Annotated in this window: 22 protein-coding genes; 15 read left to right on the top strand and 7 right to left on the bottom strand. The window is 66.4% G+C overall.

The features are described from left to right. Positions 1 to 7: 7 nt before the first annotated feature. A complete protein-coding gene (locus N2605_RS10890; RefSeq protein ID WP_225155577.1) occupies positions 8 to 487 on the bottom strand; it encodes an SRPBCC family protein in 480 nt (159 codons plus the stop codon). Between the two features lie 217 nt (positions 488 to 704). Between N2605_RS10890 and N2605_RS10885 the strand changes: the two genes are divergently transcribed. The 8 genes from N2605_RS10885 to N2605_RS10850 all read left to right on the top strand — a co-directional run bounded on the left by N2605_RS10885 (position 705) and on the right by N2605_RS10850 (position 7,832). Continuing rightward, positions 705 to 1,697, top strand: a complete 993-nt coding sequence (locus N2605_RS10885) for a tripartite tricarboxylate transporter substrate binding protein (protein ID WP_225132140.1) — start codon at positions 705 to 707, stop codon at positions 1,695 to 1,697. Between the two features lie 141 nt (positions 1,698 to 1,838). Further along, positions 1,839 to 2,330, top strand: coding sequence for a tripartite tricarboxylate transporter TctB family protein (locus N2605_RS10880; protein WP_109144402.1), 492 nt, complete (start codon positions 1,839 to 1,841; stop codon positions 2,328 to 2,330). 3 nt (positions 2,331 to 2,333) lie between these two features. Then, positions 2,334 to 3,845: a tripartite tricarboxylate transporter permease gene (locus N2605_RS10875; RefSeq protein WP_036023147.1), complete on the top strand. Its 1,512-nt coding sequence runs from the start codon at positions 2,334 to 2,336 to the stop codon at positions 3,843 to 3,845. A gap of 94 nt (positions 3,846 to 3,939) precedes the next feature. Beyond that, on the top strand, positions 3,940 to 4,254 hold the full coding sequence (locus N2605_RS10870) for a nucleotidyltransferase family protein (RefSeq protein ID WP_036006010.1): 315 nt from the start codon (positions 3,940 to 3,942) through the stop codon (positions 4,252 to 4,254). After that, positions 4,255 to 4,596 (top strand): HepT-like ribonuclease domain-containing protein, encoded by a 342-nt coding sequence (locus tag N2605_RS10865; protein WP_260346547.1) that lies wholly within the window; start codon positions 4,255 to 4,257, stop codon positions 4,594 to 4,596. It abuts the gene before it with no gap. Positions 4,597 to 4,623: 27 nt separating this feature from the next. Beyond that, complete coding sequence (meaB, locus tag N2605_RS10860) at positions 4,624 to 5,610, top strand: methylmalonyl Co-A mutase-associated GTPase MeaB (protein ID WP_260346546.1); 987 nt, start codon at positions 4,624 to 4,626, stop codon at positions 5,608 to 5,610. Beyond that, entirely contained in the window at positions 5,607 to 6,254 is a 648-nt protein-coding gene (locus N2605_RS10855; RefSeq protein WP_225149880.1) for a pyroglutamyl-peptidase I, read from the top strand. Before meaB ends, N2605_RS10855 begins: the two co-directional genes overlap by 4 nt. A gap of 207 nt (positions 6,255 to 6,461) precedes the next feature. After that, positions 6,462 to 7,832 carry a TIGR03808 family TAT-translocated repetitive protein gene (locus N2605_RS10850; protein ID WP_260346545.1) on the top strand — a complete coding sequence of 457 codons (1,371 nt, stop codon included), beginning with the start codon at positions 6,462 to 6,464 and terminating at the stop codon, positions 7,830 to 7,832. On the opposite strand, the gene N2605_RS10845 is transcribed toward N2605_RS10850, so the two are convergent. The 4 genes from N2605_RS10845 to N2605_RS10830 form a co-directional block, all read right to left on the bottom strand. Then, on the bottom strand, positions 7,829 to 8,590 hold the full coding sequence (locus N2605_RS10845; RefSeq protein ID WP_225152756.1) for a TIGR03809 family protein: 762 nt from the start codon (positions 8,588 to 8,590) through the stop codon (positions 7,829 to 7,831). The two genes, N2605_RS10850 and N2605_RS10845, sit on opposite strands and share 4 nt — an antisense overlap. A 545-nt stretch (positions 8,591 to 9,135) precedes the next feature. Next, positions 9,136 to 10,845, bottom strand: a complete 1,710-nt coding sequence (locus N2605_RS10840; RefSeq protein WP_260346544.1) for a S8 family serine peptidase — start codon at positions 10,843 to 10,845, stop codon at positions 9,136 to 9,138. A 16-nt stretch (positions 10,846 to 10,861) separates the two neighbouring features. Next, positions 10,862 to 11,557 (bottom strand): hypothetical protein, encoded by a 696-nt coding sequence (locus tag N2605_RS10835; RefSeq protein WP_036006022.1) that lies wholly within the window; start codon positions 11,555 to 11,557, stop codon positions 10,862 to 10,864. Beyond that, on the bottom strand, positions 11,554 to 12,123 hold the full coding sequence (locus tag N2605_RS10830) for a sigma-70 family RNA polymerase sigma factor (protein WP_036006024.1): 570 nt from the start codon (positions 12,121 to 12,123) through the stop codon (positions 11,554 to 11,556). Before N2605_RS10830 ends, N2605_RS10835 begins: the two co-directional genes overlap by 4 nt. A 437-nt stretch (positions 12,124 to 12,560) precedes the next feature. On the opposite strand from N2605_RS10830, the gene N2605_RS10825 reads away from it, so the two are divergent. Together N2605_RS10825 and N2605_RS10820 are read left to right on the top strand one after the other, a co-directional pair. Next, positions 12,561 to 13,718, top strand: a complete 1,158-nt coding sequence (locus N2605_RS10825; RefSeq protein WP_260346543.1) for a GGDEF domain-containing protein — start codon at positions 12,561 to 12,563, stop codon at positions 13,716 to 13,718. Positions 13,719 to 13,781: 63 nt separating this feature from the next. Next, positions 13,782 to 14,885 carry a DUF2336 domain-containing protein gene (locus N2605_RS10820; protein ID WP_260346542.1) on the top strand — a complete coding sequence of 368 codons (1,104 nt, stop codon included), beginning with the start codon at positions 13,782 to 13,784 and terminating at the stop codon, positions 14,883 to 14,885. Positions 14,886 to 14,994: 109 nt separating this feature from the next. Here the strand turns inward: N2605_RS10820 and N2605_RS10815 are convergent, their stop codons facing one another. Then, the gene (locus tag N2605_RS10815; RefSeq protein WP_109144411.1) at positions 14,995 to 15,633 is read right to left on the bottom strand and encodes an NrsF family protein; all 639 of its coding nucleotides are present in this window, start codon (positions 15,631 to 15,633) and stop codon (positions 14,995 to 14,997) included. 2 nt (positions 15,634 to 15,635) lie between these two features. Further along, positions 15,636 to 16,181, bottom strand: a complete 546-nt coding sequence (locus N2605_RS10810; RefSeq protein ID WP_036006032.1) for a sigma-70 family RNA polymerase sigma factor — start codon at positions 16,179 to 16,181, stop codon at positions 15,636 to 15,638. A gap of 290 nt (positions 16,182 to 16,471) precedes the next feature. Between N2605_RS10810 and N2605_RS10805 the strand changes: the two genes are divergently transcribed. From N2605_RS10805 to N2605_RS10785, 5 genes are all read left to right on the top strand, one after another. Continuing rightward, positions 16,472 to 17,128: a hypothetical protein gene (locus N2605_RS10805; RefSeq protein WP_225113498.1), complete on the top strand. Its 657-nt coding sequence runs from the start codon at positions 16,472 to 16,474 to the stop codon at positions 17,126 to 17,128. Positions 17,129 to 17,237: 109 nt separating this feature from the next. Further along, the gene (locus tag N2605_RS10800) at positions 17,238 to 18,017 is read left to right on the top strand and encodes an enoyl-CoA hydratase (RefSeq protein WP_036006037.1); all 780 of its coding nucleotides are present in this window, start codon (positions 17,238 to 17,240) and stop codon (positions 18,015 to 18,017) included. 187 nt (positions 18,018 to 18,204) lie between these two features. Continuing rightward, positions 18,205 to 19,635 (top strand): TolC family outer membrane protein, encoded by a 1,431-nt coding sequence (locus tag N2605_RS10795; RefSeq protein ID WP_260346541.1) that lies wholly within the window; start codon positions 18,205 to 18,207, stop codon positions 19,633 to 19,635. Between the two features lie 25 nt (positions 19,636 to 19,660). Beyond that, complete coding sequence (locus N2605_RS10790; RefSeq protein WP_260346540.1) at positions 19,661 to 20,218, top strand: P-loop NTPase family protein; 558 nt, start codon at positions 19,661 to 19,663, stop codon at positions 20,216 to 20,218. A 52-nt stretch (positions 20,219 to 20,270) separates the two neighbouring features. After that, positions 20,271 to 21,233 carry an amidohydrolase family protein gene (locus N2605_RS10785; protein ID WP_225188184.1) on the top strand — a complete coding sequence of 321 codons (963 nt, stop codon included), beginning with the start codon at positions 20,271 to 20,273 and terminating at the stop codon, positions 21,231 to 21,233.

Here is a 21,233-nt window from a genome sequence, read left to right as displayed (position 1 = left end):
GCTGAGGCTAACGGGATCGCAAACGGGTCCGGGCCAATGTCCGCGCGAGGGAATCCGTCCAATCGGGAATCCAGGAGGCAAACAGCGCTTTCCAGCGCTCGGCGTCCGCAGGTTCAGTTTCGAGCGCAACCGACCATTCGATGAAGGTGCGGTCGCCTTCGATGATCGGCCGCAGATGCATGGTGCCTTGGTATCGCGTCGGCGCCGGACTCGGGCTACCGTCGTCTTGCGGATAGGGTATCGCTTCGAGACCGGCATAGGTCAGGCTGTGCTGCAGGTCCGAGTGATCGACCAGGCGCTGGCGGATCCAGTTTCCGAGATAGCAGAAGCGCCTGACGGCGCCGACTTCATCGCCGCGCCTGTTGTCTTCGATCTCGCTCTCGCTCACGCCGTCGATATAGGCGGGGTAGTTGTTGAAATCGCGGATCAGGGACCAGACGTCGTCGAGCGGGTGGTCCAGCACGGCGCTGTAATAGGCTTGGGTCATCGGTGGCTTGCCTTTGTTTTCGTTGCGCGCAGAGGTTGGCTAGGCGCGCGGACAAAACCCACCCGATTTCCGACCGCCCATTCGACGGGCCGTCTGCTTTCACACAACATGGCGATTCCAGTTGGTAGCGCTACCTTGCGGCGGCGACGTAAAGCCGACTAGAATGCCGGAGTTGACAAGAGCGCCCGACATCACGGGCGCCGCTGGGAGGCATTAAATGTCCAAGATTTCGCGCCGCAGCTTTGCGGCTTCCACCGCCGCTATCGCGGCCTCCGCCGCTTTCGGCTTCAAGCCCGCGCTCGCACAAGCCTATCCGGCGCGGCCCGTCACCGTGATCGTGCCCTGGGGCGCCGGCGGCGGCACCGATGCCACTGCGCGCATCGTCGCAGCGCTGCTGGAGAAGGACCTCGGCCAGCCCTTCAACGTGGTCAACCGCACCGGCGGCTCCGGCGTGGTCGGCCATAGCGCGATCGCGACCGCGCAGCCCGACGGCTACACCATCGGCATGCTGACCGTCGAAATCTCAATGATGCACTGGCAGGGCCTCACCGACCTGACGCCGAAGAGCTACACGCCGCTGGCGCTGATGAACGAGGATCCGCCCGGCATCCAGGTCTCCTCCTCCTCGCCCTACAAGACGGTCAAGGAGCTCGCCGACGCGATCAAGGCGGCGCCTCCGGGGAAGTTCAAGGCTTCCGGCACCGGCCAGGGCGGCATCTGGCATCTGGCGCTGGTCGGCTGGATGCAGGCCATGGGCCTGCCCGCCAACCAGGTCGCCTGGGTGCCGTCGAACGGCGCGGCACCCGCAATGCAGGATCTCGCGGCCGGCGGTGTCGACCTCACCACCTGCTCGGTGCCGGAAGCGCGCGCCATCATCGAGGCCGGCAAGGCCAGGAGCCTTGCCATCATGGCGCCCGCGCGCAATCCGGTGTTCAAGGACGTGCCGACGCTGAAGGAGGCCATGGGCATCGACTACGCAACCGGCGCCTGGCGCGGCATTGCGGGGCCGAAAAATCTGCCGCCGGAGATCGCAACCAAGCTCACTGCGGCACTGAAGAAGGTCTACGACTCCGCCGAGTTCAAGGACTTCATGAGCAATCGCGGCTTCGGCACCGTGTGGGGCGATGCGGCCCATTTCGCGGGCTTCATGGACAAGGGCGACGCCCAGATGGGCGAGGCGATGAAGGCCGCGGGCCTGAGCAAGGCGTGATCCGCACCTGCGACGCCTTGATCGGGGTGCGAGGAACTCTCCGCAAGTCCATCTCTCACCTCCTCCGCGGAGACTCCGCCTCACCCCAACCCTCTCCCCGCAAGCGGGGAGAGGGAGCGCACCCCCTGTAGGACTCCCCCTATGCGTCTTCCCGACTCCGTCACGGGATCGTTTCTCGTCGCGCTCGGCGCGGCTGCCGCCTATGGCGGCTACATTCTGCCGCCGGTGCCGGGGCAGCCGGTCGGCCCCAATGTATTTCCGCTGGTGATTGGCTGCGGCCTTGCACTGTGCGGGCTCGCGATCGTGTTCGGCATCGGCCGTTCCTTCGAGGAGGAGGAAGAGCTGGTCCCGTTCGAGGACGGCCAGGCGGCTGCCCCGCCACCGCAGGGCAAGCTCTACGGCCTGCGCGCGCTGCTGCCGCCGGCGCTGCTGCTGTTCTACGTTGTTGCCGCCGACCGGCTCGGATTCATCATCACCGCGGCAATCATGGTCTACGTGACCTCGACCGCGCTCGGGGCGAAGTGGAAGCTGGCGCTGCCGCTCGCGATGCTCTCGCCGTTCGCCATTCATCTCATCTTCGGCAAGCTGCTCCGCGTGCCGCTGCCGGTTGGCCTGCTGCCGACGCCCTGGTGATCGATGTTGAAGACCCTGATTGATGCGTTCGCGCTGATCTCCACCTGGGAGGTCATCATCTCCATGTTCGCAGCCTCCGTGTACGGGCTGGTGATCGGCTCGCTGCCGGGCCTGTCGGCGACGATGGCGACAGCCCTGCTCGTCCCCGTCACCTTCTATCTGTCACCGATCGCGGCGATCGCGACCATCGTGGCGGCGTCCTCGATGGCGATCTTCTCCGGCGACATTCCCGGCGCGCTGCTGCGTATCCCGGGCACGCCCGCATCCGCGGCTTACGCGGATGAAGCCTACGCCATGACGCGCAAGGGCCAGGCCGAGCTCGCGCTAGGGGCCGGCGTCTGGTTCTCCGCGGTCGGCGGCATCGCCGGCGTGCTGTCGCTGATGATCCTGGCGCCGCCGCTGGCCGAGATCGCGCTGTCGTTCTCGACCTTCGAATATTTCTGGTTGGCGCTGCTCGGCCTGATGTGCGCCACCTTGGTGGCGCGTTCCTCCCCGGTGAAGGCGATCGCCGGCATGTTCATCGGCCTGCTCGTCGCCTGCATCGGCATCGAGAATCCCGGCGGCATCCCGCGCTTCACCTTTGGGCTTACGGACCTGTTCGGCGGCATCGAGCCGATCCCGGCCCTCGTCGGCGTGTTCGCGGTGGCGCAGGTGATGCGCGCGATGCTGACGCCCGAGCCGCCGCCGCTGCCGCGGCGCAAATTCGGAAGCATCATGGCCGGCCAATGGAAGCTGACCAAGCTCTATCGCTGGCAGATGACGCGCGGGAACATCGTCGGCATCATCATCGGCGTGCTGCCCGGCGCCGGCGCCGACATGGCCGCCTGGGTCTCCTATGCGATGTCGAAGCGTTTCTCCAAGGAGCCGGAAAAGTTCGGCACCGGCCATGTCGAGGGCCTGGTCGAGGCCGGCGCCAGCAACAATGCCAGCATCGCCTCCGGCTGGGTGCCTTCGCTGCTGTTCGGCATCCCCGGCGACACCATCGCCGCGATCGCGATCGGCGTGCTCTACATGAAGGGCCTCAATCCCGGCCCGACGCTGTTCACCGAGAAGGCGTCGAGCATGTACGCGATCTACCTGATGTTCATCATCGCGAATATCCTCATGATCCCGCTCGGCATCGCGATGATCCGCGTCGCCACCTACATCCTGCTGGCACCGCGCTCGGCGATCATGCCGATCATCATGCTGTGCTGCGCGGTTGGCTCGTTCGCGATCGGCAACAACATGTTCGGCGTCGTCACCGTCGCCGCCTTCGGCGTGATCGGCTATGTCATGGAGACGAACGGCTATCCCGTCGCCGCCATGGTGCTCGGCATCGTCATGGGCACCATGGTGGAGCAGGCCTTCGTCACCTCGCTGATCAAGTCGGACGGCAGCATCTTGCCGTTCTTCGAGCGTCCGGTCGCGGCCATCCTCGCCGCGATGGCGATCGGCGCGCTGCTCTGGCCGGTCATGGTGTGGATATGGCGCAAGGTGAAACAGCCGCAGACCGCCGCGGCAACGACCCGGTGATATCGGGCGGGCGGCCCTCGCCTGACCCGCCGGGGCAGGCCGAGCAGGCCCGCTATCGCTGGGCCGGGCCCTCGCCCTGTGCTAATGTCCGGCCATGACCGAGGTCGCAGACATTCCACTCCAGACGATTGTCGGAAAGCTCCGAGAGCTTGCTCCCGCCTTGAGGGCTGCGGGCATCAATCGCCTGTTCCTGTTTGGGTCCCGAGCGCGCGGCGACGCGCGCCCCGACAGCGACCTCGATGTTCTGGTCGAGACGACCCCGCATGGGCAAGAGCCACGTTTCGATTACTTCAAGGCTGTAAAACTGATCGAGGATCACATCGGCCTCGAAACTCAAATATCGATGCGAAACTTACTGAAGCCCCGCATGGCAGAACGCATCGCCGACGATTTGGTCGAGGTGTTCTGAATGCCGCCCACCGTCGAGGACCGGTTGCGAGACATTCTCGAGGTCATTGTCGAGATCGAGGCGTTGCTTGCGGGCTATGACTTCGCGCGATTCACCGCCGACAAGACCAGCCGTATGGCCACTGAACGCTATTTGGAAGTCATTTGCGAGGCCGCACGGCGGTTGCCCGACGAGATGAAGAAAGATGCGTCGAGCATAGATTGGCAAGCAATGGTGAATTTCGGCAATCGTTTGCGTCACGCCTATCATGCAACGGATGTTGGGATTGTATGGGCGACCGTTCAAGATCATCTCTCTCCATTGAAATCTTTCGTCGAAGGGCGCGTGCGACCGTCGAGTTGACGTGGACTCGCGCGCCCATAAGCAATGATGACTGTTCCCAAATCCACCGACATCAGATCCCTCGCCCGTGACCTTCGCTCCGGCAGCCGCGCGGCGCTGGCGCGGGCCATCACGCTGGTGGAGAGCCGGCGCGGCGACCATCAGGCGCTGGCCCGGGAGCTGGTGCAGATGCTGCTGCCGGACACCGGCAAGGCATATCGCGTCGGCATCACCGGCTCGCCCGGCGTCGGCAAATCCACCACGATCGATGCGTTGGGTACGTATCTCATCGAGCAGGGCCACAAGGTCGCGGTGCTCGCGGTCGATCCGTCCTCGGCGCGCAGCGGCGGCTCGATTCTCGGTGACAAAACGCGGATGGCGCGGCTGTCAGCCTCGAACGACGCCTTCATCCGACCCTCGCCGTCCTCGGGCACGCTTGGCGGTGTCGCGGCGAAGACGCGCGAGGCGATGCTGTTGTGCGAGGCCGCGGGCTTCGACGTCGTGCTGGTGGAAACCGTCGGCATCGGCCAGTCCGAGACCGCCGTGTGCGACATGACCGACTTCTTCCTCGCCCTGATGCTGCCGGGCGGCGGCGACGAGCTGCAGGGCATCAAAAAGGGCTTGGTCGAGCTCGCCGACATGATCGCGATCAACAAGGCCGACGGCGACAATTTGAAGCGCGCCAAGATCACCGCGGCCGATTATCGCGGCGCGCTGCATATTCTGGCGCCGCGGTCCGAGCATTGGCATCCGCCGGTCGAGACCTATTCGGCGCTGACCGGCGATGGCATCGCAAAGATCTGGCAAAAGATCCTGGATCACCGTAAGGCGATGAACGCCTCCGGCGATTTCGCCGCGCGGCGGCGCGAGCAGCAGGTGAAGTGGATGTGGTCGATGCTGGAGCAGCGCATGCTGGCGCGGCTGCGCAGCGAGGCCTCGGTGCGGAGCAAGGTTCGAAAGATCGAGGCCGAGGTCGCCGATGGCCATCTCACGCCGGCGCTCGCCGCCGAGCAGATGCTGGAGTTGCTGCAATGAGCGACAAGCTCCGCATTCTCCTCACCGGCTTCGGTCCGTTTCCCGGCGCGCCCCATAATCCGACCCAGCCGCTGGTGGCGCGGCTGGCGCAGTTGCGCCGGCCCGCGCTCGACGATGTCGTGCTCTCGAGCCACATCTTCCCGGTCACCTATGCCGCGGTCGACCGGCAATTGCCCGACGTGCTCGCTGCGCAAAAGCCCGACGCGCTGCTGATGTTCGGCCTCGCCGCCCGCACGCCTTACCTGCGCATCGAGACGCGGGCGCGCAACGCCGTCACCATGCTCTGGCCCGACGCCGCCAACACCCACTCGACCAAGCGCGGTATCGCCGGTCATGCCGACGCGATGATGTTCGGCCCGCACACCGCAAGGCTGCTGCGCGCCGCGCGCCTCACCGGCATCGACGCCCGCCCCTCGCGCGACGCCGGCGCCTATCTCTGCAACTACTTAAGCTGGCGCGCGATCGAGCGCGTGAAGGCGGGCGGACCCAGGCTTGCGGCGTTCATCCACATTCCCCTGCTCGCGCGCAGCGGCGGCGTGCGCCGCAAGGGCGCAGCCCGCATCACGCTCGAGGAGCTGGTGGATGCGGGGGAAGCGATGCTGATGGAGATGGTGCAGTTGGCGCGCAAGGCGCGCGCTTCGTAGGGTGGATTAGCGAAGCGTAATCCACCTCATCTCCATCAACGGTTCCACACTCGCGGTGACATGGTGGGTTGCGCCTACGGCTAACCCACTCTACGCACCGTCTTTTGCGTAAACATTTAACCCTACCGCGAACAATCCTCACGGTCCTCGCCCTGCTGCGCTACGAAACCGCTGCGGACACCTCCCGCGTCCGCCGGAGGACGCGTCATGAACCTCAATCGCCGTCATCTCATCGGGGCTTCGACCGCGGGCATTGCCGGTGCGCTGGCCATGCCGGCCGATGCCGCGCGCGCCGCGCCGCTGACGTCGCTGCTCGGCCGCGAAGCCACGCAATATGGTGTGCGGCCCGGCAGCAGCGAGGACCAGACCCGCGCGCTGCAGCGTGCCATCGACGATGCCGCGCGGGCGCAATTGCCGCTCGCCTTGCCACCCGGCGTGTACCGGACCGGTCTGTTGCGGCTGCCAAACGGCGCGCAGCTGATTGGCGTGCGCGGCGCGACCAAGCTCGTCTTCACCGGCGGCGCCTCGGCGATCCAGAGCGACGGCTCCGATGCGATCGGCCTCACCGGCATCACCTTCGACGGCGGCGGCATCCCGCTGCCGACACGGCGCGGCCTGATCCACGCCCTCGGCGGGCGCGACGTGCGCATCAGCGAATGCGCTATCACGAGCTCGGGCGGCAGCGGCATCTGGCTCGAGCAGGTCGCGGGCGACATTTCCGGCAATATCTTCACCGACATCGCGGTGACAGCGGTCGTGTCGTTCGACGCCAGGGGCCTCAGCGTCTGCCGCAACACGATTCTCGGCACCAACGACAACGGGATCGAGATCCTGCGCACCGCGATCGGCGATGACGGCACGCTGGTCGCCGACAACCGCATCGAGAACATCAAGGCCGGCCCCGGCGGCTCGGGCCAGTTCGGCAATGCCATTAACGCCTTTCGCGCCAGCAACGTGATCGTGCGCGGCAACCGTATCAGGAATTGCGACTATTCGGCGGTGCGCGGCAACTCGGCTTCGAACATCCACATCAGTGGCAACAGCGTCAGCGACGTGCGCGAGGTCGCGCTCTATTCCGAGTTCGCATTCGAGGCCGCGGTGATCGCCAACAACATCGTGGACGGCGCGGCCGTCGGCGTCTCGGTCTGCAATTTCAACGAGGGCGGCCGCATCGCGGTGGTCCAGGGCAACATCATCCGCAACCTGATCCCGAAGCGGCCGATCGGCACCGCGCCCGACGATGATGCCGGCGTCGGCATCTACATCGAGGCGGATTCTTCGGTGACCGGCAACGTGATCGAGAACGCGCCGTCCTACGGCATCGTCGCCGGCTGGGGCAGATATCTGCGCGACGTCGCGATCACGGGCAACGTGATCCGCAAGGCGCTGGCCGGCGTCGGCGTCTCCGTGCTGCCGGGCGCCGGCACCGCGCTCGTCAACAACAACATGATCTCCGAGACGCCGCGCGGCGCCGTGGTCGGCCTCGATCACGCCCGCGCGGTGACGTCGGATCTATCCGGCGACGGCGCACAACGTTTTGCGCAGCTGGTGGTCGGCGGCAATGCGGTGCGGCGCTAGAAGGCGTTCCGCAGCAGCGGGTACTTCGCTTCCAGGCCGTCGAGGCTGAAAGTGAATTCGACGACGCGCTCGGGGGCGGCGACGATTTCCTCGGCGGGCGGGGCGAACTGCGGCAGGAGCGCCGCCATCGCTGCGGGCGCGGTCTTCGGCGGCTTCGCGGCAGGCACCGGCGGCCTCACTTCCGGCGCGGCGAATGGCCGTGTTGCGGCCGGCTCCGCGAGCGGCGATCTCACGGCAGGCGCAGTGAACGGTGCCTTCGCAGCGGGTGCCCTCAGCGGCGGCATCTCGGCAGGCGCGGTGAACGACGGCCAAGCTACGGGCATAGCAAGCGGCGCGATCGGGGCTTCGGTGATCTCCGCGAGCACGTCGGGCTTCGGATCGAGCCTCACCGGCATGACGGTCTCGGGAGCGATGTGAACGGCCTTGGGCTGCATCGTTTGCGCCTGCTGCTCGCGCGGCGCCATGCGAGGCATCGTCGCCGGCGACCAACCGAATGCCGGCGTCACGCTCGCAGCCGCCTCGGCGACGTCCGCCCCCGTCGCAAGGGCGCGCCAAGTCTGGACGGCGCGCTTGGCTTCCTGGATGTTTTCGAGGAAGGCGATCTCGGAATGATAGCGGCGCCAGCGGCCGGTCTCAAACATCTCGGAGAGATGTTGCAGGCGCTGCTCGGCGAGAGCGCACCAGCGCGCTGCGATTTGGCGGCTGCCGGCCGCGTCGCGAACGAACTCTTCGCGAGCAAATTCTTGGCGATGTGTCATGAACCAGCCCGTCAGGAGAAAACACGGACGCGGGGGACGCAACGCACACGAATCAATCTAGACGCGACATGAATATTTTGTGGAAAAGTTTTGACTTGTCCAGCAACGACGCGGCATTCGTCGTCAAACACCGTAGTCGTGCGGTGATTTTCCGTGTTTTCGAGTCAAGCTTCGCACAAGCATGACGGAGTTGCGGCGGGACTCGCTCGCGACGGCGACCGAGGCCACGGCGACCTTCAACTGCAAGCTGAACGGATGCGAAGCTTCGAAAAATCGGACGCCAGAATCTTGTCTTGACGCGTTTTCTTCACGCGAACCGGCACCCACTTCGCTCGAAAACGCTCTGAAAAGAAGAGACCCGTCCGGGGGGACAACCGGACGGGTCGAGCCATATGGGCGCTTGGGGTGGATGGGCGCTCGCGCCTGATATGACTGATGGGGAGGGATGACCGCTCCCACATCAGTTGGTCGGGGCAGCGGGCTGAACGTTCAATCCGGGGTTCGCTTTTTTGACGCCGTCCCGTCGCGCAGATTTGTCGCGACCGCTATCGCGCCGCCGGCCTATCTGCCTGAGAAACCGCGGATTTATCCTCCGCGCTCGACAACGAAGGCTGCTCGATCGCGCGTATGCCCGGCTCGTCGCGACGCTTCGGAGCATCTTCACGTTTTGTTGTACCGGAGGCAGCAGCGACCGGCGTCGCGCTGTCGGCAGGAACAGCCATGACGGCGGCAAACGCGTCGGCCTGGCCGTCGCCGAAGAGGTCGTCGCGCCCGGGAGAGCCGAGGTCGCGTGCGGTCTTCACCAGCGTCATGCGCAGCGCTTCCGGCTTGAGTGTGTGGTTGCGCTCGAGCAGCAGCGCAGCGACGCCTGAGACATAGGCGGCCGAGAACGAGGTTCCCGACGTCACCTGGTATTTGCCGTCGGGTGCCGGCAGGAAGATGTCGACGCCGGGGGCGGCCACTGCGATGTAGTTGCCGCGGTTGGAGGCGGCGAACAGCCTGTCCTGCCGATCCGTCGCGCTGACCGCAATCACGTTGGGGTTGGCCGCCGGATAGAGCGGCGGCGATTTCGCGCCGGCATTGCCGGCGGCCGCGATCAGCACGAGACCACGCGCGGCCGTCGCCGCGATCGCGCGCTCGATCACCGCGTCCTTCGGACCCGCAAAGCTCATGTTGACGATCTGCGCGCCGTGCTCGGCGGCGTAATTCAGGGAACGCAGGATGATATAGGACGAGCTCTCCGCACCGCCATTGGCACCGCCGAAGGCGCGGATGGCGATGATGCGGGCCTCGGGGGCGCTGCCCATCAGACGGGCATGGGCCGCGATCGCCCCTGCGATGCCGGTGCCATGGACGTGCGGCCCTTCGGCACTGCCGAGCGCGTCGAAATTGTCGGCGACGGAATTGGCGAGCTCGGGATGCCGGGCGTCGATGCCGGAATCGATTACGGCGATTGTGACGTTGGCCCCGTGCGCCAACGTATGCGCCTGCGGCAGGCGCAGCTTTGCCAGCGCGTATTGCGCAGGATCGCCCTCGGTGGCGGCCGACGATTTCTGGTCCTGGAGCACGTAGCGGAAGTTCGGCTGCAGCGAGCGCACGCTGCCGTCGGCCGCGAATTCGCGCCGCACGGTCTCATAGGGCCGGCCGTCGGCGATGCGGAACAGGCCGAACGTGGCTCCGATCAGCGGGAAATTCTCGGAAGCGAGGCGGGTCAGGCCGTGGCGACGCGCCAGCTCGTCGGCCTCGGCGGTCGACAGCGCGCCGTCGATCTCGGCGACGAATTCGCCTGCGAAGCTGCGCGAGGTCGCAGCGACCGGCGCGTTGTTGCCGCGCCCTTTGCCGGCGCTCTTCTTGCCGGATTTTCCGGTGCCCTCGCCGCCCGCGTTCGGCTGCGCCAGACATTCGCCGTCGGCACCGCGATGGGCCGCGGTGCAGGCCGGATAGAGGTTCGGCGAGTAACGCGCATGGGGCAGCACCGGCGTCGTCGGCCGGATGCGCGGCGTCGTGGGAATGGTTGCCATCGTCCGCGGGCCGCGGCCAACGCTCACCGCGCGCGCAGCGATGTTCGGGCTGACCCGCGGGTTGATGTTCGGAGAGACGGTCGGCGTGCGCGAGGGAACGCTGATCGTCGGCGTGCGCATGATCGCCTGCGCCTGCGCAACCTCCACGCCGAAACAGGAGGCGACCAGAAGCGCAACGCCGACGGATGAAGCGCGGGCCCCAGTGCGCACCCTGCTCTCGGATTTGCCCGTCATTGGCTCGGCGGCGCGCCTAGGGCGCCGCGACGGCGAGGTTGACGAACTTCTCGCGCTGCATCCTGCCGAGCAGCGAAGCGAGCTCGTCCTGGCTCATCGCCTTGTCGAACTGGAGGCGGAACATGCCGCCCTTGGCATCGCCGATGATCGAAGCCTGGTAGCTGTCGAGCAGCGCGGTGATGTCGGCGACGCGCGCCTCGGGGGTGAAGCGCACCAGCGCGCGCGCCGGCGCGGCGGCGCTACCAAGCTCGCGCGTGATCGGTGCGCTGGTCGAGAGCGAAGCGGTTTGGAAGGTCGCCGGCTGGTTCTTCATCAGCACGGCGCCGATGATGCCGGCCTGCAGCACGAGCGCGACGGCACCGAGGCTCGCCGACCACGCCAGCGTGCGCGGCGACAAGCTCGCGAAGAAGGTCGAGATACGCGCCGACAGCGGCAGCGAGCCGCTCGCCCTCGCCGGCTCGGCATCGATCGCGGCGAACAGCTTCTGCATCGCGCGCGCCGACGGAGCGCCCAGGCTCTCGTTCAGATGAATGGTCTCTTCGTACTCGCCGCGGATCGCCGCATATTGCTTCGCCAGGTCCGGATCGCGCGCCAGCGCTTCCTCGACACGGCGCGCATCGCGCGCGTTCAGCGTGCCGGCAGCGTGCCAGGGCAGCAGCAGTTCAATTTCACTGGGCTCTTGCTCCAGCATCTTCTTGCTCAAAGCCATCATGGCCAGCCTCGCTCGACGCCGGCTGCCTTCAGCAGTTCGGCCAGTTTCTTGCGCGCATAGAACAAGCGCGTCTTCACAGTGTTCTCTGGTATCCCGACGATTTCGGCCACCTCTTCCACGGACTTCTCGTGGTAGTAGACGAGATCGACGATTTCCCGATGATCCGGCGAGAGGCCCGTCAGACACTCCCGCAACGCCTCACTGGTATCCTTCTTCTGCACCACCGTTTCCGGATCGTCGGACGTATCCTCGATCGCGTTGGCGGCGTCTTCGTCCAGCTCGAAATCCTTCCTGCGCCGGAGCGCAGACAGGGCCTTGAATCGGGTGATTGCCAGCAGCCAGGTGGAAACGGCAGATCGGCCCTCGAATTTGCCCGCTTGACGCCAGACGTCGAGAAACACCTCGCTGATGAGGTCTTCCGCCGCCTGCTCGTCCCGCACGAGCCTCAGCCCGAACCGGTAAACCCTGACATGGTGCCGCCCGTACAGCACCTGCATGGCGAGCCGGTCACCTTGAGCGATCCTGGCGATCAGGATCTCGTCTGAAGCCGCCTGTGTCGCGCTCAATGGCCGTCTCGCAAGGTTGGTCGGGTCGATGCGGTGGCCGGTTCGATGTGGGGGGCAAAATTGTTGAACCTACCGCAGTCATACGGGGGCTTGTGTGAGCTACCCCACATCCGGGCATTTTTCTTGTCCCACCCGTGGTGGTCAGCGTCGCTCATCCGAATCGGTACCATAATACTGCGATATTCCCTGCGGAATGCCTGCCCGGACATAGGCAGCCCGGCCTCATCCGGTTCCATAGCAGCCCCGCACCACCTTTGTCGCGCCAAGCCTCGCTTCGGCTCGACCGCAGCGCACACGATGCGTGATCATCGGTAAAATTCTCACGCTAGATGATCGCCTTGTTCCCTGCTGCACGGTTCGGATTCGATTTCAAAGGATACCAAACCTAAAGGCTTGCCACGTAGGTTTTTACGCTGACATCCACCATTGGCGGGACCATGGGTACGGCCGCGACGTCCTTTCCGGAGAGGAATGCCGCAGAGGTCGCGGATCTCGTCCTTGCGCCCGAGACGACGGCGCCCGAGGTCAGGGCGCGCCGCGTCTGGCAGCGTCGCCAGATGTATATCGGCCAGGTCGCGAGCTACTCGCTGGGCGGCGCGGTCCTGCTGCTCTACGCCTATGACGGCGCGGTCTCCATGGCCGTTCCGACGCTGTTCTGGCTCGGCGGCCTTCTGATCATCGGGACTTTCACGGTGCTGTCGGAGGCAGGTTTCGGCGACCGTTTCGACGATCATTACCTCACCGTCTATCAGATCTCGCTGCATATGGCGCTGCAACTGGTGTTCCTGCTCGCGGTGCCCACCATCGGGGTCGCGTTCCTTGCCGTATTGTTTCTGATCTTCGCGTTCGGCACGCTGCGGATGACGTCGAGCCAGGCCATGCTCACCTGGGGCCTCGCCACCTGCGGGCTCACCGTGGTTTTCCTGGGATCGGACCTGCCGATCGGACTGCCGGTCGCGACCCGGTTGCAGCGGACCGCCTCGATGCTCTGCTTCGTGCTGGTGATCGGGCAGTGCGCCTTCCTCGGCCTGTTCGGCGCCACGTTACGCAAGATCCTGTACAAGCGCAGCATCGAATTGAAGGCCGCCTATCGACGCATCGAGGAACTGGCCGAGCTCGACGAGCTCACCGGCTCCTACAACCGCCGCTGCATCATGCGGCTTCTCGACACCGAGATCGAAAAGTCGCGGCGGGCATCCACGCCCTTTGCGATCGTGCTGATCGATCTCGACTGGTTCAAGCGCATCAACGACGCTTACGGCCATCCCATTGGCGATGAGGTGCTGCGCACCTTCGCGATCACCATTTTCGCCAACATCCGCCCGGCCGACAGTTTCGGCCGCTACGGCGGCGAGGAATTCCTGCTGCTGCTGCCGGATACGTCGGGTGACGTCGCGCTCCGCACGCTCCAGCGCTTGCGCGGCATCGTCGCCGATCTCGACTGGGGCGCGTTCTCCCCCAGCATGCGGGTGACCATTTCCGCGGGCGTCGTGACGCTGCGCGACGTCGATACTGCCGACACGTTTCTCGCGCGCGCCGACAGCGCGCTCTATTCCGCCAAGGCGCGAGGGCGCAACTGCATTGCAACGAGCTGACCGATCCATTTTCCTCCGGTGCGACGGAAGCCGCTGCCGGGCCGAACGCTCCAGGACAGAGCAATGAGATCCAATTCCGCAAGACCATCCGAAAGCCTGCTCGAGGAATTGCAGGCCGCCCTCTCGCACGGCACCGTCGCGCGCCGGTTGGAGACGCTCCGCCGCGTCACCGATCTCTTCGTGGGCAACGCGGTCGACTATTCCGACGACCATATCCGCGTGTTCGACGACGTGTTCCAGTGCCTGATCGAGCAGATCGAGACGTCGGCCAAGGCGCTGCTCGCCGAGCGGCTCGCGCCGATCGCAGCTGCGCCGCCGCAGATCATCCGCACGCTCGCGCTCGACGAGGTGATCGAGGTCTCCGGCCCCGTGCTGTCGAAGTCGGAGCGGCTGGATGAGGCAACATTGGTCGAGATTGCGCGCACCAGGAGCCAGGCGCATCTCAAGGCGATCTCGCTGCGGCGGACGCTGTCGGAAGCGCTGACCGACGTGCTGGTGGCGCGGGGCAATGAGGACGTGGTGCAGTCGACGGCCGGCAATCCGGGCGCGCGGTTCTCGGAGGAGAGTCTCGCCGACCTCGTCATCCGCGCCGAGCGCGACCACGACCTCGCCGGCTGCATCGGCCTGCGGCCCGACCTGCCGCGCCATCACTATCTGAGGCTGGTCGCCAAGGCATCCTCGAGCGTGCGCAGGAAGCTCGCGACTGCGCATCCCGAGCTCGCGGACGAGGTGTCGAGGGCCGTCGAGGAAGCGGCCCAACGGGTTCGCGCCGTCGCCAGGACGAAACAGACGGAGATGGCTCGCGCGCTGGTGAAGTCGCTGCACGAGGACGGCCGCCTCAACGAGCTCCAGGTCGCCACCTTCGCCGAGCAGGGCAAGTTCGACGAGACGAACGCGGCGCTGGCCGCGCTCGCGGGGATCGCGGTCGAGACGGCGGAGACCATGATGATCGAGAGCCGCACCGAAGGCGTGATGATCCTCGCCAAGGCCGCGGGCATGCAATGGTCGAGCGTGCGCGCCATCATCGCCTTGCGCGAGAAGCTCTCCGGCGGGTCGCAGACCGACATGCTGAAGCTGCGCGACACCTATGAGGCGCTGCGCTCATCGACCGCGCAACAGGTGCTGCGCTTCCACCGCATGCAGTTGCACGCGACGCCGGCGGCATGAAGCCGTGCGCGCTAAAGCGCGATGAGATTTTGAATCGTCATCGCGCTTTAGGTTGTTGGTTGCGCATGATCTTTCCGGAAAACCGCTTCGCACTTTTCCGGATCATGCTTTAATACCGCAACACCCTCGATCCCACCGCCGCGCCGATCGCCGTCACCAGCGCGGTCGCGAGCGTGTACCAGGTCGCGACGAACAGCGGGGAATCGTCGGTGCAGTGCGAGGCATAGAGGGTCGCCGCAAGTCCCGCCGACACCAGCCCTGCGAGCGCTCCGGCGAGCGCGGGACGAGACGGCGCGCCGTGGCGCAGGCCGAACAGCGCCCCCGCAAGCAGCGGCAGCGCCATTGCGGGGATCGCGACCATGCAGACCCTGGAGTTCTTACCCACCAGGCGCATCGTCATCGGCATCGCCGGCGCCATCATCGCCTCGCTGCCAATCGCCACGGCGAGCAGCCCGACGGGAAGCAGCAGCAGCCAGCCCCAGCCGCGCAGCAGGGCTTCGGGACGCGACAAATGAAGGCTGACGATGATGGCGGGGATCGCGAGCGACAACGTCACCGCGAACTTCATGTCGAAGAACGGGTTGCGCATGGCGCTCATGACGTCGGCGCGCACGCCGAAGAACGTCACAAAGATCAGGATCGACAGCGGCGCAGCCACCAGCAGCGCCATGCTCAGCACGGCGCCGACGCGGGGCGCGCGATGCGGATTGTCGGCGGCGAGCGAGCGAATGAGTTGATCGGTGTCCATGATCAATGGTCCCGCAATTTGGCGGTCAGCGCCGCAAGTCCGCGATGCAGCGCGACCCGGACCGCACCCTCGCTCATCGACAACCTTGCCGCCGTATCCTTGATCGAGGCGGCCTCGACCGCGATCGATTGCAGCACGTCGCGCTGACGCTGCGGCAGGGTTCCGAGCTGGGCGGCGACCTCGCCGGCCGAAGCGGTGTCCTGCGGCGCCTCGCCCGGCAGCGTCTCGGCGAAATCGTCGATGTTGACGAACACGCGCCTGCCGCGCCGCCGGAGCGCATCGATCAGCTTGTTGCGGCCGATCGCAAACAGCCAGGGCGCGAAGGGGGCTTCGCTGTCCCAGGTATGCCGCTTCAGATGTACCGCCAACAGAATCTCCTGCACGATATCCTCGGCCTGGTCGGGCGGCTGACCCGCCCGCGCCAAGCCACGCCTCGCGGCGGCCCGCAGCACCGGCGCGACTGCCTTCAACAGACGATGATACGCCGCATCATCGCCAGCCATGGCCGACCGCATCAGGCCGGTCCACTCGTCCTCACGTCCGCGCACGCGCGCCCCTCACCATGCAATTCGGCCGCTCTTTCAATTTGTTACGCGGGCGCCAAACCTATCACGAATTCGTGATCAAGATCCGGGCCGCGCGACCGATGCGGCCGCAAACATCTGCGACGGCTCTTAACACCGATCGGTGCGTCCTGCATCGGGCGGGCGGCTGCCGGAGGGATCTGCCGCGTTTTTGCCCGGTGTAGCCCGAAGATTCCCATTTTCTGCCCCGCTGTCGTCACGCCCCGGGGTCTCTGTTCGCTGCCGGGACGGGCGGAATTGGGGAGATCGTCGACATGATGAAAACCAGCGCGCGCGCGGCCCTGATCGTTTTGGCCGGGCTTGTCTTGCTATCCGGGGGCCTCGCACAGGCGGCCCCGAACTCGGCCGCAGGCAACAAATCGGAGAGCGCCGACAAAGGGGCCGATACGGCCAAGCACCGGCGCCAAGACTCGCGCCGCACCGACAGCAGGAAGACGGGGCAGAAATCCGAGGACAAGGCCGACAAGAAGGACACGGCGGCCAAGCCCGACGAGGCCAAGAACGACAAGACCGACAGTCAGGTCCCGGCCTCAAGCCAGCTGGCCCCGGAGGTCGCCAACGCCAATGCGCAGCTCGCCGCCGACACGCCGACTGCCGCGGCAGCCTCCGCGATGACGAACCGCGCCAACGACAACGTCCAGGCAGCCGCCGATAATACCAGCACCGAGAACCCTCAAAGCCAGGTCGTCGCGCCCGATCAACTCAACGACATCGATCGGGCCTTGCAGGAGACCCCGCCGCCGCAGAAGGCGGTGATCGCCGCAACCGAGGCGCAGCCGCGGCCGGCGCCGGTGATGGCCAGCAGCCAGCAGAGCTCGGCCTGGGACCAGAGCTCCCTGATCGGCAAGATCTTCATCGGCGTCGGCACATTGCTGACCCTGGCCTCCGCCGCGCGCATGTTCATGGCCTGATGGCCGGTTCCGCCGGGACGCGACCCCGCGCGCGTCCCGCGTCCGTCCCCCTTGAAGGCATCCGCGCCAGCGGGCACATTGCCCGCTCAATCGAAAGCGTGGGTGGAGCATGAGCACGTTCGAACACATCATCGTCGAGAGCGTCGGCGCGGTCGGCATCGTCAAGCTGAACCGGCCGAAGATGCTCAACGCGCTCTCGTTCGGCGTCTTCCGCGAGATCGCAGCTGCGGTCGACGATCTCGAGGCCGATGACGCCATCGGCTGCATCGTCGTGACCGGCAACGAGAAGGCCTTTGCCGCCGGCGCCGACATCAAGGAGATGCAGCCCAAGGGCTTCATCGACATGTTCTCCGAGGATTTCGCCGCGATCGGGGGCGACCGCATCGCGCGCTGTCGCAAGCCAACCATCGCCGCGGTCGCCGGCTACGCGCTCGGCGGCGGCTGCGAGCTCGCCATGATGTGCGATTTCATCATCGCCGCCGACACCGCGAAGTTCGGCCAGCCCGAGATCACGCTCGGCACCATTCCCGGCATCGGCGGCACCCAGCGGCTGACGCGCGCGATCGGCAAGTCCAAAGCCATGGACCTCTGCCTCACCGGCCGGATGATGGACGCCGCCGAAGCCGAGCGCTCCGGCCTGGTCAGCCGTATCGTACCCGCCGACAAGCTGATGGACGAGGTCATGGCGGCCGCCGAGAAGATCGCCGCGATGTCGCGCCCTGCGGCCGCGATGGCCAAGGAAGCGGTGAACCGCGCCTTCGAGACCACGCTCTCCGAAGGCATGAGCGTCGAACGCAACCTGTTCCATTCGACCTTCGCGCTCGAGGACCGCTCGGAGGGCATGGCGGCGTTCATCGAGAAGCGCAAGCCTGTGAACAAGAACCGGTAGCGCACGAGCCGGTCAGGCCGGTGTAAGGCTCTGGCGCTTTCCCGCGCACAGCCTGTGACGCGCCTGCAACAAGCACGGAATACATGGGAGTTTTGCCCGCGGCAGTTTGCCTGCGGGACCTCGGCTGGCTAAACAGTTAAGAGGCCATCGTCGGCGGGGGCGGACAGCCGGGGTTAAGCGAGATTACATGATTGGGCGTACCGCCAGAGCTGGTCGCGGGGTGACGCGACGTCGATCGAGCGCGGGTCATGCGCTTGCGACATGGACCACGCTGGCGTTCTCGTGCGCCCTTCCCTCCGCGGCATGGGCCGAAGCACTGCCGGACGCCTTGGCAAAAGCGTATCAGACCAATCCGCAGCTCAATGCCGAGCGTGCGCGCCAGCGCGCCACCGACGAGAACGTGCCGCAGGCGCTGGCCGGCTACCGGCCGCAGATCGTGGCGAGCCTCAGCGCCGGCCTGCAATCGGTGCGCAATCTGTTGCCGGACAACACCATCCAGACCGGCAATCTGAAGCCCTGGATCATCGGCGTCACCGTGACGCAGAGCCTGTTCAACGGCTTCCGCACCGCCAACGGCGTGCGGGCCGCCGAGCTCCAGGTGCAGTCGGGCCGCGAAGCGCTCCGCAACGTCGGCCAGGGCGTGCTGCTCGATGCGGTCACCGCCTACACCAATGTTCTCGCCAACCAGTCGCTGGTCGAGGCGCAGCGCTCCAACGTCGCCTTCCTGCGCGAGACGCTCTCCGTCACCCAGCGCCGGCTCAATGCCGGCGACGTCACGCCGACCGACACCGCGCAGGCCGAGGCCCGCCTCAATCGTGGCCTTGCCGATCTCAACGCGGCCGAGGTCGCGCTTGCGGTCAGCCAGGCCACCTATGCGCAGGTGATCGGCAATGCGCCCTCGCAGCTCAGGCCTGCCGAGGCCGTCGACCGCTATCTGCCGAAGAGCCGCGAGGATGCCGTGACGATGGCGATCCGCCAGCATCCGGCGGTGATGGCCGCCAGCTTCGACGTCGATGTCGCCTCCACCAACATCCGCATCGCCGAAGGGACGCTGCTGCCGAGCGCGACGATCCAGGGCAGCGCCAGCAAAAGCCGCAACAACGACCCGGCGCTCAGCACCCTCGCCGAGGACCAGGCTTCGATCGTCGCCAATGTCACCGCGCCGATCTACGACGGCGGCCAGGCCGCGGCGCAGACTCGGCAGGCCAAGGAGATCACGGCGCAGAGCCGGCTCGTGCTCGACCAGGTGCGCAATCAAGCGCGTACGGCGGCGGTCAGCGCCTGGGTTGCCAACGAAGGCGCCAAGATCACGGTCTCGGCCTCGGAGTCCGAGGTGAAGGCGGCCACCGTCGCGCTGCAGGGCGTGCAGCGCGAGGCCGCCGGCGGCCAGCGCACGACGGTGGACGTCTTGAACTCGCAGGCCGACCTGATCCAGGCCAAGGCCCGCCTGATCGGCGCGCAACGCGACCGCGTGATCGCCTCCTACACGCTGCTCAGCGCCATCGGCCATCTCGACGTCAAGACGCTTAACCTGAACACGCCGGATTATCTGCCCGAGGTGCACTACCACCAGGTCCGCGACGCTTGGCACGGCCTGCGCACGCCGTCGGGGCAGTAGCCTCAAATCTCTCTGGTGGAGGCCGATGAAAAGCCGCCGCATCCATCTGATGGGAGCCTCGGGCTGCGGCGTGACCGCGATCGGTCGTGCGCTCGCCGGGCAGCTTGCGCTGCCGCATCACGACAGCGACGACTATTTCTGGCTGCCCACCGTGCCGCCCTATCGGACGACCCGCCCGGCCGCCGACCGCCTGCGCCTGATGCACGAGATGTTCTTGCCGCGTCTCGACTGGGTGCTGAGCGGGTCCGTCACCGGCTGGGGCGAAGAGCTCGTTTCGTACTTCGACCTGGTCGTCTTCGTGAGCGTGCCGCGCGAGATCCGGATGATGCGACTGCGCGCCCGCGAGGCCGCCCATTTCGGCGCTGATGCCGTCGCGCCGGGCGGCTGGCGCCATGGCGAGACCGAAGACTTCGTCGAATGGGCCTCCCATTACGAAGCCGGCGATCGCGAAGGCCGCAGTCTCGCCAAGCACGAAGCGTGGCTCTCGGGCCTGCCCTGCCCGGTCGTGCGCGTGGACGGCTCACGTCCGCTTGCGGAGCTTGTCGAGCAGCTATGCAGCGAAGCGGAGCGGTTGCCCGGTTGATGTGATATTCTCCTCCCACTCGCCGATAAAAAAACAAACCGGGAGAGAAACCGTGCTCAGCCGACGGAGCGTCCTGCTTGCCTCCCTTGCGGCCGGAGTAGCCATGACCAGCAAAGCCCATGCCCGCGCGGCGCAGCCTGCGACGCCGATCAATTTCGATTTGCCGGCGCATGCCTGCGACTGCCACACCCACATTCATGGCGATGTCGAAAAGTTTCCGTTCTTCACGGGCCGCGTCTATACGCCGGAGCCGGCTTCGCCGGAAGAAATGGCGGCGCTGCACAAGGCGCTGCATATCGAGCGCGTGGTGATCGTGACGCCGAGCGTCTACGGCACCGACAATTCGTCCACACTGTTCGGCATGAAGGCGCGCGGCGAGACCGCGCGCGGCGTCGCCGTAATCGACGACAAGACGCCGGAGAGCGCGCTCGATACAATGCACCAGGACGGCTTCCGCGGCATCCGCCTCAATCTGGCGACCGGCGGCGTCAATGACCCCAATATCGGCCGGCCGCGCTTCACCGCCGCCGTCGAGCGCATGAAGGCGCGCGGCTGGCACGTGCAGCTCTACACCACGCTGGCCATGATCTCCGCGATCAAGGACCTCGTCGAGACGGCGCCGGTGCCGGTCGTGTTCGACCATTTCGGCGGCCTTCACGCTTCGCTCGGGCTGGAGCAGCCGGGCTTCTCCGACCTCGTCGCGCTGGTGAAGTCCGGCAAGGCCTATGTGAAGATCTCGGGCGCCTATCGCTCGTCGAAGCTGGCGCCCGACTATCAGGACATGGTGCCCTATGCCCGCGCGCTGATCGCGGCCAATGCGGACCGCATCGTCTGGGGCACCGACTGGCCGCATCCGGATTCGAGCCGCGTCGAGGGCCGCAAGCCCACCGACATCGCGCCGCTCTATCAGATCGACGACGGCCGCCTGCTCAACCAGCTTCCGGTGTGGGCGCCGGATGCCGAGGTGCGCAAGAAGATCCTGGTCGACAATCCGGCGCGGCTCTACGGGTTCTGA

This window comes from Bradyrhizobium yuanmingense, from assembly GCF_025200905.1.
Classification (GTDB): domain Bacteria; phylum Pseudomonadota; class Alphaproteobacteria; order Rhizobiales; family Xanthobacteraceae; genus Bradyrhizobium; species Bradyrhizobium yuanmingense.
Note: the sequence above shows the minus strand (reverse complement) of the source record. Positions and strands in the feature narration are given on the sequence as shown.